At 71.3% G+C, this 14,511-nt stretch carries 13 protein-coding genes; 3 read left to right on the plus strand and 10 right to left on the minus strand.

Annotated features, from left to right (window positions below; genetic code table 11):
• The first annotated feature begins 36 nt into the window (after positions 1-36).
• The gene (locus tag ACYVAK_RS04010) at positions 37-315 is read left to right on the plus strand and encodes a hypothetical protein (RefSeq protein ID WP_461058200.1); all 279 of its coding nucleotides are present in this window, start codon (positions 37-39) and stop codon (positions 313-315) included.
• A gap of 117 nt (positions 316-432) precedes the next feature.
• Here the strand turns inward: ACYVAK_RS04010 and sppA are convergent, their stop codons facing one another.
• Positions 433-2,295 (minus strand): signal peptide peptidase SppA, encoded by a 1,863-nt coding sequence (gene sppA / locus ACYVAK_RS04015; RefSeq protein WP_461058202.1) that lies wholly within the window; start codon positions 2,293-2,295, stop codon positions 433-435.
• 36 nt (positions 2,296-2,331) lie between these two features.
• A complete protein-coding gene (locus ACYVAK_RS04020) occupies positions 2,332-3,735 on the minus strand; it encodes an MATE family efflux transporter (protein WP_461058204.1) in 1,404 nt (467 codons plus the stop codon).
• 43 nt (positions 3,736-3,778) lie between these two features.
• On the opposite strand from ACYVAK_RS04020, the gene ACYVAK_RS04025 reads away from it, so the two are divergent.
• Entirely contained in the window at positions 3,779-4,975 is a 1,197-nt protein-coding gene (locus ACYVAK_RS04025) for a DUF3667 domain-containing protein (protein ID WP_461058206.1), read from the plus strand.
• Between the two features lie 25 nt (positions 4,976-5,000).
• On the opposite strand, the gene ACYVAK_RS04030 is transcribed toward ACYVAK_RS04025, so the two are convergent.
• A complete protein-coding gene (locus ACYVAK_RS04030; protein ID WP_461058208.1) occupies positions 5,001-6,467 on the minus strand; it encodes a DUF3106 domain-containing protein in 1,467 nt (488 codons plus the stop codon).
• Between the two features lie 515 nt (positions 6,468-6,982).
• On the opposite strand from ACYVAK_RS04030, the gene ACYVAK_RS04035 reads away from it, so the two are divergent.
• Positions 6,983-9,184, plus strand: a complete 2,202-nt coding sequence (locus ACYVAK_RS04035; RefSeq protein WP_461058210.1) for a primosomal protein N' — start codon at positions 6,983-6,985, stop codon at positions 9,182-9,184.
• Between the two features lie 76 nt (positions 9,185-9,260).
• On the opposite strand, the gene ACYVAK_RS04040 is transcribed toward ACYVAK_RS04035, so the two are convergent.
• The 7 genes from ACYVAK_RS04040 to ftsE all read right to left on the minus strand — a co-directional run bounded on the left by ACYVAK_RS04040 (position 9,261) and on the right by ftsE (position 14,509).
• A complete protein-coding gene (locus tag ACYVAK_RS04040) occupies positions 9,261-9,698 on the minus strand; it encodes a hypothetical protein (RefSeq protein ID WP_461058212.1) in 438 nt (145 codons plus the stop codon).
• Between the two features lie 113 nt (positions 9,699-9,811).
• The gene (gene rpoH / locus ACYVAK_RS04045; RefSeq protein ID WP_461058214.1) at positions 9,812-10,672 is read right to left on the minus strand and encodes an RNA polymerase sigma factor RpoH; all 861 of its coding nucleotides are present in this window, start codon (positions 10,670-10,672) and stop codon (positions 9,812-9,814) included.
• A 147-nt stretch (positions 10,673-10,819) separates the two neighbouring features.
• On the minus strand, positions 10,820-11,500 hold the full coding sequence (gene ung, locus ACYVAK_RS04050; protein WP_461058216.1) for a uracil-DNA glycosylase: 681 nt from the start codon (positions 11,498-11,500) through the stop codon (positions 10,820-10,822).
• Between the two features lie 10 nt (positions 11,501-11,510).
• Complete coding sequence (locus ACYVAK_RS04055) at positions 11,511-11,951, minus strand: septum formation family protein (protein ID WP_461058218.1); 441 nt, start codon at positions 11,949-11,951, stop codon at positions 11,511-11,513.
• A 70-nt stretch (positions 11,952-12,021) separates the two neighbouring features.
• Positions 12,022-12,864, minus strand: coding sequence for a response regulator (locus ACYVAK_RS04060; protein ID WP_461058220.1), 843 nt, complete (start codon positions 12,862-12,864; stop codon positions 12,022-12,024).
• The gene (locus tag ACYVAK_RS04065; RefSeq protein WP_461058222.1) at positions 12,861-13,826 is read right to left on the minus strand and encodes a cell division protein FtsX; all 966 of its coding nucleotides are present in this window, start codon (positions 13,824-13,826) and stop codon (positions 12,861-12,863) included. Before ACYVAK_RS04065 ends, ACYVAK_RS04060 begins: the two co-directional genes overlap by 4 nt.
• Complete coding sequence (ftsE, locus tag ACYVAK_RS04070) at positions 13,823-14,509, minus strand: cell division ATP-binding protein FtsE (RefSeq protein WP_461058224.1); 687 nt, start codon at positions 14,507-14,509, stop codon at positions 13,823-13,825. Before ftsE ends, ACYVAK_RS04065 begins: the two co-directional genes overlap by 4 nt.
• Positions 14,510-14,511: the final 2 nt, after the last annotated feature.

A 14,511-nucleotide genomic window follows, 5' to 3' on the forward strand; every position in this document is an offset into this window, starting at 1 on the left:
GCCGTAGGATAGCCTCACGCCCACCGGAGTCCGGCCATGCCCGCGAATCGCTTCCCCGTCGTTCTGCTGCTCGCCACGCTCGCCCTCGTCGCCTGCAGCCCCGAGCCCACGCCCGCGGAACCCACCCCGATACCGGAAAAAGAACCGACGCCGCAGGCGATGGCCGGTAACGCCACCGAGCTGCGCGATGCCATCCAGGCGCCGCAGGACAAGGCGCGCGCCGTGGAGGACACGCTGATGCAGGCCGCCGACGCGCAGCGCGAGGCCATCGATGCCGCCGAAAGCGGCGAGACGACGGCCCCGGAGGATCGCTGATCGACGACCGCTGGACGCCCCGCCGGGCATCGCCGCCGGCCAAGGAAAAACCCCGGCGAACGGCCGGGGTTTTTCGTTTCCCTCGCCGCTGCGATCAACGCGGCGGCCTGCGCGCCTTCAGAGGTCGCAGAAGCAGTGGGCGACGGCGCGGAAGGGCTTGCCCTGCGCATCCAGCACGAAGGCCAGGTCGTCGACCACGCGGCCGGCGTGCTCGTCGCCGAGGAAGGCCAGCGCCGGCGCGGCGCGGCCCAGCACCGCCTTGGCGTGCGCGTTGCGGTTGAGATCGGCGAGGAACTGCTCGAACGGCGTCATGGGCGCGGTGATGTAGGTGTGCGGCGCGTCGGCCTCGAGCTTCGCGAGCGCCGCCGCCTTCGCCAGCGCATCGCGCAGGCCGCCGAGCTCGTCGACGAGGCCGCGCTCCTTGGCCTGCGCACCGCTCCACACGCGGCCGCGGGCCACGGCGTCGATCGCGGCGACGTCGGTCTCGCGGGCGGTGGCGACCTTGCCGATGAACTGCTGGTAGCCGTGGTCGATGAAGGTCTGGATCAGTTCGCCCACTTCCGGCACGAGGGCGCGCGTCGGATCGAAGGCGCCGGCCAGCGGCGTGGTGCCGACGCCGTCGGTGCGCACGCCGATCTTCTCGAGGGCGCGGGGACCATTGAGGAACAGGCCGAAGATGCCGATCGAGCCGGTGATGGTCGACGGGTCGGCGTAGATCGTGTCGGCGTTCATCGAGATCCAGTAGCCGCCGGACGCCGCAACGTTGCCCATCGAAACGACGACCGGCTTGCCGGCCGACTTCAGCAGCTCCACCTCGCGGCGGATCTGCTCGGAGGGGTACACGCCGCCGCCGGGCGAATCGACGCGCAGCACGACGGCCTTGATGGCGTCGTCCTCGCGCGCCTGGCGCAGCAGGGCCGAGGTGCTGACGCCCCCCACGGCGCCGACCGGCTGCTCGCCGTCGACGATGCCGCCCTGCGCCACGACCACGCCGATGCCCGGCGCCGATTCGGTGGGCAGCGTCGGCGCGCCGAGGTGCGCGAGGAAGCGGTCGAGGTCGACCTGGCGGTAGCCGGTGTCCTCGTCCTCCGCACCGCGCTCGGCGAGCAGGGTTTCAAGCTCTTCGGCGGTCTTGGTGCCGTCGATCAGCTTGGTCTCGACCGCCAGGGTGGCGAAGTCGCCACCCGCCGCCTTCAGGCGCGCGGGGAACTCGGCGACCAAGGTCTCGAACGAGGTGCCTTCGAAGGTGCGCGCCGCGGACACGTCGGCGAGGTAGCGCTGCCAGAGATCGCCCATCCAGAACAGGTCGGCCTCCTTCGCTTCCGGCGAACCGCCGTCGAGGATGTAGGGCTCGGCCGCGCTCTTGTACTCGCCGACGCGGAACAGGTGCACGTCGACGCCGAGCTTGTCGGCCAGCAGCTGGCGGTAGTACGGGCGGTAGCGGCCGAGGCCCTCGATGAGGATCAGGCCTTCGGAATCCATGTAGATCTCGTCGGCCTGCGCCGCGAGGTAGTAGCCCACCTGATCGAAACCGGTGCCCCAAGCGACGACCTGCTTGCCGCTGGCCTTGAAGTCGGCGACGGCGTCGCCGAGCTCGCGCAAGGCAGCGAAGCCGCTGGCCGAGAAGCCATCGGTCTTCAGCACCAAGCGGTCGATCTTGGGATCGTCCTTGGCGCCCTCGATGGCGCGCAGGAGGTCGCGCAGCTGGAACTCGGGGATCGCTTCGCCGCCGGTGATCTGCTCCTCGAACTTCTGCGCCGGCGAGCGCGCTTCTTCGACCAGACGGCCGCCGAGCTCGAGCACGAGGGCGCTCTTGTCCTGCAGCGGCTTCACCGAGGGGCCGGAGAGGAGGCCGACCAGCAGGAACAGCAGGAACGCGAGGAACAGCAGGTTGAAGACGAGGCGACGGGTGAAGTTCAGGGCGTCCCACAGGCCGCCGAACAGGCGACGCAGGGGACCGGGACGATCGACAGTGGCCATGGGTGACTCCATAAACGACGCCCCGACCTTAGCCGCTCAATCAGCGGCGGTCACGCGCCGAAGGTCACGTGAGGAATGCGCGACGAAACGCCAGGTCAGCAGCACCGCGGCGACGCTCAGGCCGACGATGAGGCCCGCCCAGTAGCCCGGCGGACCCCAGCCGAGGCCGAGGACGATCCGCGTGCCGCCGTCGGCGCCGATGCCGCCGAGGCCGATCGCCACCGGCAGGCCGAGGCCCCAGTAGCTGAGCACGCAGATCCACGCCGGCACCCGGGTGTCCTTCAGGCCGCGCAGGGCACCCGCCGAGATGGCCTGCAGGCCGTCGGTGTACTGGAACACGGCGGCGAACAGCATCAGCGTCGCCGCCATGGCGATGACCGCCGGATCGTCGGTGATCAGCGAGGCGATCCACGCGCCGCCCAGCGCGAGCACCAGTGCCGAGGCGGTCTGCGTCGCGAAGCCGATGATCCAGCCCGCCTTCGCCGCCCAGCGCACGCCCTCGGCGTCGCCCGCGCCGGCGGCCTGCCCGACGCGCACCGTGGTGCCCATGGCAACGCCCAGCGGCACCATGAAGGCGGCGGAAGCGGCAAGAATCGCCACCTGGTGCGCGGCGATCGGCACGGTGCCGAGCGTGGCGATCAGCAGCGCCGTGGCGACGAACAGGCTGCCTTCCATGAAGATCGCCAGCCCCATCGGCAGGCCGAGCTTCAGCAACTGGCCGATGGCCACGGGGTCGGGCCGGTCGAAACGGGCGAACAGGCCAAGGTCCGCGCATCGCCGCGAACGCGACAGCGTGATCGTCATGGCCGCGACCTGCAGCCAGAGCACCAGCGCGGTCGCGAGGCCGAGGCCGCCCGCGCCGAGTTCGGGCAAGGGGCCCAGGCCGTCCATGAAGGCCCACCCCAGGGGCAGCAGCAGAACGAGGCCGCTGGCGCCGATGACCATGGTCGGCACCGTCCACGCCACGCCTTCGGCGAGATAGCGCAGGGTGAAATACAGCGCCAGCGCCGGCGCGCCCCAGCTGATGCCGTGCAGGAAGCCGGTGACGCCGGGCATCACCTCGGGAGCGATGAAGTGCGCAAGCGCGAGCGGCGCAACCCGGATCAGCGCGAACAGGCCCAGGCCGAGCGCGAGCGCGAGCCACAGCGCCTGGCGGAACAGCGCACCGATCTCGGCGCGCCGCCCGGCGCCGTCGAGCTGGGCCACCGACGGCGGCACCGCCATCAGCACGCCGATGCAGAGCAGGATCACCACCGACCAGGCCGGCGCACCGACGCCGATCGCGGCCAGCGTCTGCGTGCCATGACGGCCGGCCAGCACGGTGTCGATGACGTTCATGCCCATCGAGGACAGCTGCCCGACCACGAGGGGCGCGGACAGCAGGGCGGTGGCCCGCAGCTCGCGCACCAGTCGCGCGCGGCGGGCATCGTCATGACGCATGGCAGGGGAACCGTCGGAACGTCGGGCGCCTACTATATCGACGATGACCACGCCCACCGACGCCCATTGCCGCAACTGCGGGTCGCCCCTGTACGGCGAGCACTGCTATGCCTGCGGCCAGCCGACGAAGGGCCTGGTTCGCCATTTCGGTTCGATCCTCGGCGACGTCGCCGACACGCTGTTCAACGTCGACGGGCGCATCCTGAGGACGCTACCCGCATTGCTGCTGAAGCCCGGGTTCCTGACGAACGAATACGTGGAAGGCCATCGTGTCCGCTACGTCTCGCCGGTGCGCCTGTTCGTGTTCCTGTGCATCGGGACCTTTTTCGCCGCGAAGCTGGCCACACCGTCGTTCGACATCGGCCGCGACGACGCGGTGCGCGTGGCCGGCACCGATGCCGTCGTCATCGATCCCGACGGCAACGAGGGCTTCGAGGAGATCGACACCGTCGAGGGCGTCAAGGCGAGGCTCGCCGAAGTGCGTGCGGAAATGGCGAAGGAGCGCGAGGCAGCGGCGGACGTGCCCGGCGTGGTCGCGGTGCTGGGTGCCGCCGAGGCGCAGGTCGAGGCGGCGGCCGAGGAACGCATCGCCGAGCTGCGCGCCGCCGGACAGCCCCCCGGCGGACCGGCAGTGCGCACGTCCTCGCCGGGCTTCTCGGTGGACGACGATTCCGACACGCCCAACATCAGTTTCAACGGCAAGCCTTGGGACGCGGAAACCAACCCGCTCGTCATCGAGCGCCTGCCGGACACGGCGAATGCCTGGCTCAACGCGCAGATCGGCCACATCCCGGAGAACTGGGAGCGGATCCGCGAGGATCCCGACCTGTTGCGCAACGCGTTCTACTCGGCGCTGCCCACGGCCCTCTTCGTCCTGGTGCCGGTGTTCGCCCTGCTGTTGAAGCTGCTGTACGTCTACCAGGGACGGCTGTACATGGAGCACCTGGTCGCCGCGCTGCACGGCCACGCCTTCGTCTGCGCGATGCTGCTGGTGCTGATGGCGATGACGTCGTTCGAATCGCTGCTGGGTTCGCCGGCGTGGTTGGCGGCGCCCATGGGTTGGCTGGAATGGCTGGCCCTGCTGTGGATCCCCGCGTACCTGTGGCTCCATCTGAAGCGCGTCTACGCCCAGGGCTGGTTCGCCACCAGCCTGAACTTCGCGATCCTCGGCCTCGCCGAAATCCTGCTGCTCTCGGTGGTGGCGACACTCGCCCTGCTCGCCGCGCTGGTCTGGCTCTAGGCGGCCGCGCGGCGCGCAGGAAGGCTCAGGGAGCGGCCGCCTCGGCCAGCAGCGCCGAACGCTGGTCCTCGGGGGCGGCCAACACCTTGCCGCGCAGGGCGGCCCGCTGGGCCGTCCCCATCCTCGCCACGCGTTCGGCCAAGGCGATGCGGCCCGGCTCGCCGAGAGCCTCGAGTGCCGCGATGAGGGCCGCCTGCTCGTCGGCCGGCACGAAGGCCAAGAGGGGGCGGAGGCCAGGCAGCTGGGCGCCGAGCCGAGGACCGAGGGCCCAGCCACGCTGCGCCTGGGCGTCGAGTGCGGCGAAAGCGGCGCGCTGCGCCTGCTGGGCCTCGACCGGCAAGGCCGCGAGGGCTTGGGCGGTCGCGGTCAGGGCCTCGCGCTCGCCAGCGTCCAAGGCCAGCCATTCCGCGTAGGCCGTGCGCAGGGCCGAACGCTCCATCGCGGGACGCTGCAGCCATGCCGCGTAGGCGGCGCGCAACGTCGCCCGACGCTCGGCGTCGTGGCCCATCCAGGCCGCGGCATTGGCGATCAGCGACGCCTGGGAGGCGGGATCCAACGCGGGCCAGGCCGCGCGCACGGGAGCCAGCAGCGCCTGCAGATCGGCCGGCAGTGCGCCCCACGCGGCGGCGGTCGGCGGTGCTTCCGGGCGCGGATTGGGCAGAGCCACTCCACGCTGGATGGCCACCCAACTGAGGAAGGCCACGCCCTCGCGCCAAGGTGCCGATGGCGGGGCGTCGAGCAGGGCGAAATCGGGATCGACGACCAGCTCGGCCTCGAGATCGCGCGCCACGGTGGTGGGTGTCGAGGCCAACGCGGCCGGGGCATGCCCGGTCGACGCTCCTGCGCCGGGCTGGAGCGGCGACGGCGGCCAGACGAACGTGGCGCCCAGCACGGCCAAAAGCGCGATCAACACGGCGCCCAGCCCCCACTGCAAGGACGTTGGACGCCAACCGCGTCGCGTCGCCCGGGCTCCCGGCCTTGGCGGACTGCGGGGTGCGGCGGCAGGTGCGGGGGCATCGGCTGCCGCGGCCGCGTCTCCGCGGACCTCGTGCTGGAAGGCCTCGTGCCAACGCGTCAGCACCGCCGGCCCGACGCCCTGCTCGGCGAGCCGCCCCTCGGCGTCGGCCCACAGGGCCCGATAAGCGGTTTCCGACAGGCCCATCACCCGGGCGGCGCCCGGCGGCTCCAAGCCGACCACGAGGCGCAGGAGCAGGGCGAGCCGGCGGGTGTGACTGAGACTGTAGAGGGGGTGTGCAGGCGTCTCTCCGGCGGGTCGCCCGAGCTCGTCCCGGGCCAACAGCAGCCCCCAGTAGCGCAGGGGCCATTCGGCCAGCGGAAGGCGGACGGCACGGTCTTCGAACACCTCCCGCACCTCGGCGAGGAGACGGGCGTCATCCAGCGACGGACCCGCCAACGCGCGGACCAGCACGCGGGCGCGCGGTTCGATGCCGCGAAGGAAGGCCACCAGGGCGGAAGACGGGGTCGAGCTCACCCCACGAGTCTAGGCAGCGGCGTCGACAAGGTCACGTTTTACCGGCGAGGGTCGGGCTGTGCGCCAGCACACATTTTTTTTCGCGCAACGGTTGACAGGGGGGCGATCAGCGGCTCCGCCGCGATTTTCTTGGGGTTCCACGGCCCGCAGTTGTGCACACCCCGGCGCCATGGCGGACGGCCACGCGCTCCGGCCGCAGCGAGGGCCGGGCCAGCCCGGGTTTATCACGACAAGTCCATGATTTTTATGACTTATTTCAGTTTGACTAAAAAATCATCAGGACGCGAAGAAGCCGCGAAACAGCGGGCCTGCGCAGCCCCCACCCCAAGCCGCTCCACAGACTTATCCACAGGACGTGTGGATAAGGCGCAGACCTGATTGAAATCAGCGACTTGTCACACCTACCTCATTGCCAAGGCAGCAGTACGCCGCAAGTTGGCCCGCTCGGGCAGACGTTTCCGCAGCCCAGCGAAGGCGCATCCTCGACGCCGGGGTGCCGCCGCTACACTGCGGCCATGCCGCTTACCGCCTTGCGGGTGGCCCTGCCGAGGCCCCTGCCCGCCCCCTTTGACTACCGCCCGCCGGACGCCGAGGCGGCGGACGCTGGCTGGGTGGGGTGCCGGGTGCGAGTGCCCTTCGGCCGGAGCCATGCGGTGGGCGTCGTGGTGAGCGTCGGCCCGAGCGCGACCGCCGAGGGGGCACTCAAACCGATCATCGAGCGCCTCGACCACGAGCCCCTGCTGGACGCCGAGCTATGGGCGACGCTGGCCTTCGCCAGCCGCTACTACCACGCGCCGTTGGGCGAAGTATGGGCGACCGCGCTGCCCGGCCCACTGCGCGACGGCGAACCGGTCGTCGACCACCGCGCCTTTGGCTGGCGCCTGACGCCAGCGGGCCGCGCCGGCCTCGGAACCCTGCGCGCCGGGCGTCCCCGAGCGCTGGCCGAAGCCTGGGTGGCGGGAAGCGAAGCCCCTTGGCCCGAAGCGCGGCTCGACCTCGAACATCCGGGTTGGCGCGATGCCGCCCGCCGCCTCGCCGAGCGCGGCTTGGCCGAGCGCGTGCCGATGCCGGCCAACGTCCGCGCGGCGGGGACGGGAGTCGCGCTGAACGACGCTCAGGCCGCGGCCGTCGCCGCGATCACGACGGCGCGGGGGTTCACGCCTTTCCTGCTCGACGGTGTCACCGGCTCGGGCAAGACCGAGGTCTACCTCGAGGCGATCCGCCACGCGCTCGCCCAAGGAAAGCAGGCGCTGCTGCTGGTGCCGGAAATCGGGCTGACGGCCCAGACCATCACCCGCCTGCAGCGCGGCCTGCCGGTCGAGGTGCATGCCCTGCACTCCGGCCTCGCCGACGGCGCCCGCACCCGCGCCTGGGCGGCGATGCGCAGCGGCGAGGGTCGCGTGCTGGTCGGCACCCGCTCGGCCGTGTTCTGCCCGCTGCCCGAAGCCGGGCTGATCCTCGTCGACGAGGAGCACGACGCCAGCTACAAGCAGCAGGACGGCATCCGTTACCACGCCCGCGACCTCGCGCTGTGGCGCGGCCAGGCCTGCGGCGTGCCCGTGGTGCTGGGCAGCGCCACGCCCGCGCTCGAAACACAGCGACAGGCCCTGTCGCGGCGCCTGGCGCGGCTGGTGCTTCCGGCGCGGGCGCGGGCCGGAGCACGGGCGCCGTCGGTGCGCGTGCTCGACGTGCGGAAGCGCAAGCTCGAGGCCGGTCTCGCGCCGGAGCTGCTCGAGGCCCTCGAAAAGACCCTGCAGCGTGGCGAGCAGGCGCTGGTGTTCCGCAACCGCCGCGGCTACGCCCCGGTACTGCTCTGCCACGACTGCGGCTGGAGCGCGCCATGCAGACGCTGCGACGCGCCACTCACGGTGCACGGCGTCGGACGCCGCCTCATCTGCCACCACTGCGGTTACAGGGCGCCAAAGCCGGACGCCTGCCCCGACTGCGGCAGCCTCGCCCTCCAACCGCAGGGCCAGGGCACCGAACGCGTCGAGGAGGCGCTGGCCGCGCGGTTCCCCGGGGCGCGCATCGTCCGCGTCGACCGCGACACCACGGCGGTCAAGGACGGCCTCGCGAAGCGGCTGGCGGAACTCGGCGACGGCCCCGGCATCTTCGTCGGCACGCAGATGCTGGCGAAGGGCCACGACCTGCCGAAGCTCACGCTCTCCGCCGTGGTCTCGATGGACGAAGGGCTGTTTTCCGCCGATTTCCGCGCTGGCGAACGGCTCGGCCAGTTGCTGGTGCAAGTGGCGGGACGCGCCGGGCGCAGTGAGCGGCCCGGCGAGGTGATCCTGCAGACCCACCATCCCGAGCATCCATGGCTCGCACTGCTGCTTTCCGGCGGCTACGCGGCGCTGTCGGCCGCCCTGCTCGCGGAACGCGAGGCGGCCGCCCTGCCGCCCTTCGCGCACTGGGCGCTGCTGCGCGCCGAGGCGAACGACGCCAACGACGCGGAAGCCTTCCTCACCGCCGTCCGAGGGCATCTGTTCGAGGCGGCCGGCGACGGCCAGCAGGTGCCGGGCCTCGACTGGGCCGGCCCGGTGCCGGCGCCGATGCCACGACGCGCCGGGCGCGCGCGCTTCCAACTGCTGCTGCGCAGCAGCGAGCGTCGCGTCTTGCAGGCGGCCCTGGGCGCGGCGGCCCCCGGCTGGTACGCCCTGCCGGAGGCCCGGCGCGTGCGCTGGTCGATCGACGTCGATCCCGTCGACCTCTACTGACGCCCCGCGGGGGGGCCGGAAACGCGACGACCGGCCCAAGGCCGGTCGCCGGTGCTCGGAACGAACGTGCGACCGCTTACTGCGACATGCCCTGCAACTGCTGCAACTGTTGCAGCGTCGCCGCGTCGAGTGCCATCGCCTCACCATTCGGCAGCGTCAGCGTCGCCGACTTGAACTGCTGCGTGGCCTGGTCCATCTCGATGACAAGGCGGCCTTCGCCCTTGTCGCCGGTGATGGTGAAGGCGAGGACGCTCTTGCCGGTCTGGCCCGCTTCCATGATGGCGCCCATGTCCATGCCGGCGTCGGTGATCGTGCCGAAATGTTCCTGCACCGCCGGCACGGAGGCGACCATGTCCTTGGTGGCCGTCCCCATGGCTTTCATGCCGAAGTAGCCCAAGCCGACGACGGCGGCCACGGCCAAGAGCACGAGGACGAGGCACCCACCGAGGAACCAGGGCCAAAGCTTGCGCTTCGGCGTGTCGTTCGCGGGCGGCGGCGGGAAGGGCGTGTTCATCGGGTTGATCCTTGGGGGTGGGAAAGTCCCGTCGATGCTAGCAGCCCAAACGACGACGGCGCCCGAAGGCGCCGTCCGTCCTATCCCCTCGCGACCCGCCAGGCGCGGCGGGCTCAGGCAAGCAGGAGGCCCCGCAGCTTCTTCAGCGCATTGGCTTCGATCTGCCGCACGCGTTCGGCCGAAACGCCGTACTCGGCGGCGAGGTCCTGCAGCGTGGCCTTCTCTTCGGCGAGGAAACGGCGCTGCAGGATGGCGCGCGAGCGGGCGTCGAGGCTGTCGAGGCCCTCGCCCAGCGCGTCGAGCTGCTTCTCTTCGTGGTTCTCGCGCTCGAACAGCGCGGCCGGATCGGCGTCCACCTGCTCGAGGTAGGCGATCGGCGCCGGCGGCGCGTGGTCGTCGTCCTCGCCCGCGGGCGCGTCGAAGCCGATGTCGCGGCCCGACAGGCGCGCTTCCATCTCCAGCACCTCGCGCTTCGAGACGTTGAGGTCCTTGGCCACCGCGGTGACCTCGGCGTCGTTCATCCAGCCGAGGCGCGTCTTGCTCTTGCGCAGGTTGAAGAACAGCTTGCGCTGCGCCTTGGTGGTGGCGACCTTCACGATGCGCCAGTTCTTGAGGATGAACTCGTGGATCTCGGCACGGATCCAGTGCACGGCGAAGCTGACGAGGCGCACGCCCTGGTCGGGGTCGAAGCGCTTCACGGCCTTCATCAGGCCGATGTTGCCCTCCTGCACGAGGTCGCCGACGCCGAGGCCGTAGCCCTGGTAGCCGCGGGCGACGTGGACGACGAAGCGGAGGTGCGAGACGACGAGGGCCTTGGCGGCCTCCAGATCACCCTCGTCGCGGAGGCGGCGGGCCAAGGCCTGCTCGTCCTCGACGCTGAGCACGGGGATCTGGTGCACGGCCGCCACATAGGCCTCCAGCGAGCCGAGCGCGCTGGGGATGGGGTAGTTGGCGGAGGTCAAAGCGGTGGTCATTCCGGGGTCCCTCGGGGGGTATGGGGGCAATTTAGCACTCGCACGGCACGAGTGCTAAGCGTGCCGGAAGTTCCGCTGTGTTCCGGCAGGAGAACACCGCCCGCAAGTCTCATTCAGCAATGCGACGGACGGCGCCGCACCCACGCCTCATGCCGCCGGCAGCGACCAGTCGATCGGGGCCTCGCCCAAGCCCTGCAGCCAACGGTTGGCCTTGCCGAAATGCCCGCAGCCGAGGAAGCCGCGATGGGCGGACAGCGGCGACGGATGGGGGGCCTTCAGCACGCAGTGCCGTTGCCGGTCGATCAGCTCGCCCTTCTTCTGGGCGTAGCTGCCCCACAGCAGGAAGACGAGCCCCTGGCGCTCGGCGGACAACGTGCTGATGACGTGGTCGGTGAAACCCTCCCAGCCCTTGCCGGCATGGCTGCCGGCGCGGCCTTCCTCGACGCTGAGCACCGCGTTCAACAGCAATACGCCCTGCGTCGCCCAATGCTGCAGGCAGCCGTGGCGCGGCATCGGCAGCCCGAGATCGCGCTCGATCTCCTTGAAGATGTTCAGCAAGGACGGCGGGATGGCGATGCCCGGCGGCACCGAGAAGCTCAGGCCGTGCGCCTGGCCGGGCCCGTGGTACGGGTCCTGGCCGAGGATGACGACGCGGACGGCCTCGAAGGGGACGGCATCGAGGGCGGCGAACATCTGCCGGCCCGGCGGGTGCACCCGCTTGCCGGCGGCCTTCTCCGCGCGCAGGAACGCGGCCAAGGCCTGCATGTCGGGGCGCTCGAGATACGCCCCGACGCGCGCCGCCCAACTCGGATGCAGGGCCGCCGCCATCGTGACCGGGTCAGCGCTTGGCGTTGCGCAGGCTGCCGGTGATCGTGCTGCCGTCCTGGGTGGCCAGCATGCAGACCACTTCCTGGTCGCCGCCCGCCCAGCTGTCCGGGGTCGGCTCCAGCGTGGTGAACACGTACTCGGAGCGGTCGTAGTCGAGGCCGACGTAGGCCTCGAAGGCACCAAGGCAGCCCGCCTCGATGGCCTTGTCCATCGCACTGCGTTCCGGGAAGGCGCCATCGGGCAGGTCGAACAGGTGGTAGACCTCGGACAGGTGCGGCTTGTCGCAGCCGATCGCCACCGTCTCCGCGACCTCGCCCTCCGTGTCGTCGATCAGGCAGTCGCCGACCGCGAGGTCGAACACGCCGACATCCTCCGTGCCGTCGGCATTGGGGCCGCCACACGCGGCGAGCGACAGGGCGAGGGCGATGGGGGCGAACAGACGAAGGGGCATGCGGGGGGCTCGGTGGTGGGGGAAACGGAACAGGGAAGCGCAAGCCGACGCGGCGGGCGATCCGCCACCGCTAGTGGCCGTGGCGCTCGCGCAACAGCCGTCCGACGCGGAGCTGGAACAGCAGCTTGGTGATCAGCAGACGTTCCTCGATCGGCTTCAGGACGAGGTCGTTGGCACCGGCGCGCAGCAGTTCCGTCTGGTTGGCGGGGTTGGCGTCACCGGTCATCACCAGCACCGGCAGCTGACCCTTCGGGTAACCGAAGTCGTTGCGGATCGATTTCACCAGGTCCTTCCCGGTGAGCTCGCCCTTGAGGTAGACATCGGTCAGTACGATGTCGCAGCCGGGCACCCGGCCCTGCGTGAGCGCCGACTCGAGCCAGGCGATGGCGTCCTCGACGCCGCTGCAGTGCATCACCTTCAGGCCGTGCTTTTCGAGCATGCGGCGGGTGGCGACGGCGACGACCTTGCTGTCCTCGACGTAGAGCACTTCGCCGCCGGGCGCGCCTTCCGGCGCGACGTAGCCCTTGATGAAAGCGGCCAGCGCGGTGAAGCCCAGCGACTTGTCGAAGTAGTCGGTGACGTCGTCGGTGATGGAGCGCGTCTCGAGGCGGTCCTGCACGTCGCCGGAGACGACGATGATCGGGATGTAGGCCTGCGGCGTGTGCTCGCGGAGGTAGCGCGCGAGCTCGAGGCCGTCGATGTCGGGAAGCCGCAGCGCGGTGGTGACGAGGTTGATGGCGCCCTGCTGCAGGGCCACCTTCGCCTCGTCGCCGTTCTCGCAGAGGATGATCTCGGCCTGCGGCAGCTGCTGGCGCAGCACGCCTTCGATCATCTTGCGCACCACCTTCGAGCCATCGACCACGAGGATGCGCGGCGACGTGCTGTCGAAGGTGCGGAACGCGGGTGTGCTCATGAGCCGGCCGGGAGCGAAGTGCGCAGATAATGGCCCGCCGCCACCCGCGCGCCAAGCCAGCCCAGCGAGGCGGCGGTCGCAAGAACGACAGCCGATTCGGCGATGCCGGGGCCTGCAAGCGCGAATCCGCCGGCATAGGTCGCCATCAGGTCGGCCATCGGCGCGCGCAGCAGGGCACCGATGGCCAGCACACCGGCCAGCGCCAGCACGCCGGCCAGCGCGCCCAGCAGCGCGCCGACATGCAGCAGCGGGCGGCGGATGTCGGCCTCGTCGGCACCGAGCTGCTGCAGCAGCGCGATCTCGTCGCGGCGCGTCGCCAGGTCGAGGCGCACGGTGTTGCCGACCACCAGCACCGCGCCGGCGGCGAGCAGCAGGGCCAGCAGCGCCACCGCACGGCGGCCCAGCGCCAGCCAGGCGTCGAGTCGCGCGCGCCAGGCGGCGTCGTACTGCACGCTGTCCACGCCAGGCTCGGCCTGCAGGGCGCTGACCAGTACCGACGGATCGGCGGCAACGCCGTCCCGCGGCGAAACCACCAGTACCCAGGGCAAGGGATTGCCTTCGAGCAGGTCGAGGGCGCCGGCGAGGTCGCTCATCTGCCGGAACTCGGCGAGCCCGTCCTCCGGCGAGCGCAGCACCACGGCAGCGACATCCGGTCGGGCGCCCCAAGCGTCGGCGAGGCGGCGCGCCTCGGCGGCGTCGGCATCCGCGTCGAGGAAGACGCTGATCTCACGGGCGGCATCGAGCGTGCCGGCGAAGCGCAGGGCATTGGCGAGGAACAGGCCGAGCAGGAGGGGCAGGAGCAGGGCCAAGGTGAACACCGCCAGGGTCGCTGCGGTGGCGAGCTTGGCCGCGCGCAACCTCGCGAGGGCATCGGCGAAGGCACGACGGTGGCTGCGGCCCCACGCACCGACGCCCGGGCCGCCATAAACCTCGCGCCGCGCCGCGCTGCGGTTCGCGCTCATGCGGCGAGGTCCTGCGCGGCGATGTCGTCCACCAGCCGCCCCTCGTGCAGCACCAGCGTGCGCTGGCGCGTGCGCTTGATCAGCGCGAGGTCGTGGCTGGCGACCAGCACGGTCGTGCCGCGCTCCGGGAGTTCGAGGAACAGGCCCATGATCTCGGCGGCCAGCTGCGGGTCGAGGTTGCCGGTGGGCTCGTCGGCCACCAGCAGCACGGGCGAGCCGACGATCGCGCGGGCGATGCCCACGCGCTGCTGCTCACCGGTGGAAAGCTGCGTCGGCAGCGCCGCGAGTCGGTCGCCAAGGCCCACGCGTCCCAGCACCTCGCGCACCCGCGGCAGCACGTCGGCTTCCGGCGCACCCGCGATGCGCAGCGGCAAGGCCACGTTGTCGGCGATGTTCCAGTGCGGCAGCAGCCGGTGGTCCTGGAAGACCACGCCGACGCGGCGCCGGTAGCGGGCGATGTCGCGCCCGCGCACGGCCGCGAGGTTGCGGTCCTCCAGAAGCACCGCGCCGCGGTCGGGCCGCTCGGCGAGGTGCAGCAATCTCAGCAGGGTGCTCTTGCCGGCCCCGCTGTGGCCGGTGACGAACAGCACCTCGCCGGCGTCGACGCCGAAGCTCACGTCCTGCAGGGCGGCACGGCCGCCCGGGTACTGCTTGTGGACCGCGTCGAAGCGCAGCAGGGGCATCG

Source organism: Silanimonas algicola, from assembly GCF_054777375.1.

Bases quoted from the DNA above. Each gene is read 5' to 3' on its own strand.
- ACYVAK_RS04010 (WP_461058200.1), top strand. From the start codon at position 37: ATGCCCGCGAATCGCTTCCCCGTCGTTCTGCTGCTCGCCACGCTCGCC.
- sppA (WP_461058202.1), bottom strand. From the start codon at position 2,295: ATGGCCACTGTCGATCGTCCCGGTCCCCTGCGTCGCCTGTTCGGCGGC.
- ACYVAK_RS04020 (WP_461058204.1), bottom strand. From the start codon at position 3,735: ATGCGTCATGACGATGCCCGCCGCGCGCGACTGGTGCGCGAGCTGCGG.
- ACYVAK_RS04025 (WP_461058206.1), top strand. From the start codon at position 3,779: ATGACCACGCCCACCGACGCCCATTGCCGCAACTGCGGGTCGCCCCTG.
- ACYVAK_RS04035 (WP_461058210.1), top strand. From the start codon at position 6,983: ATGCCGCTTACCGCCTTGCGGGTGGCCCTGCCGAGGCCCCTGCCCGCC.
- ACYVAK_RS04040 (WP_461058212.1), bottom strand. From the start codon at position 9,698: ATGAACACGCCCTTCCCGCCGCCGCCCGCGAACGACACGCCGAAGCGC.
- rpoH (WP_461058214.1), bottom strand. From the start codon at position 10,672: ATGACCACCGCTTTGACCTCCGCCAACTACCCCATCCCCAGCGCGCTC.
- ung (WP_461058216.1), bottom strand. From the start codon at position 11,500: ATGGCGGCGGCCCTGCATCCGAGTTGGGCGGCGCGCGTCGGGGCGTAT.
- ACYVAK_RS04055 (WP_461058218.1), bottom strand. From the start codon at position 11,951: ATGCCCCTTCGTCTGTTCGCCCCCATCGCCCTCGCCCTGTCGCTCGCC.
- ACYVAK_RS04060 (WP_461058220.1), bottom strand. From the start codon at position 12,864: ATGAGCACACCCGCGTTCCGCACCTTCGACAGCACGTCGCCGCGCATC.
- ACYVAK_RS04065 (WP_461058222.1), bottom strand. From the start codon at position 13,826: ATGAGCGCGAACCGCAGCGCGGCGCGGCGCGAGGTTTATGGCGGCCCG.
- ftsE (WP_461058224.1), bottom strand. From the start codon at position 14,509: ATGCCCCTGCTGCGCTTCGACGCGGTCCACAAGCAGTACCCGGGCGGC.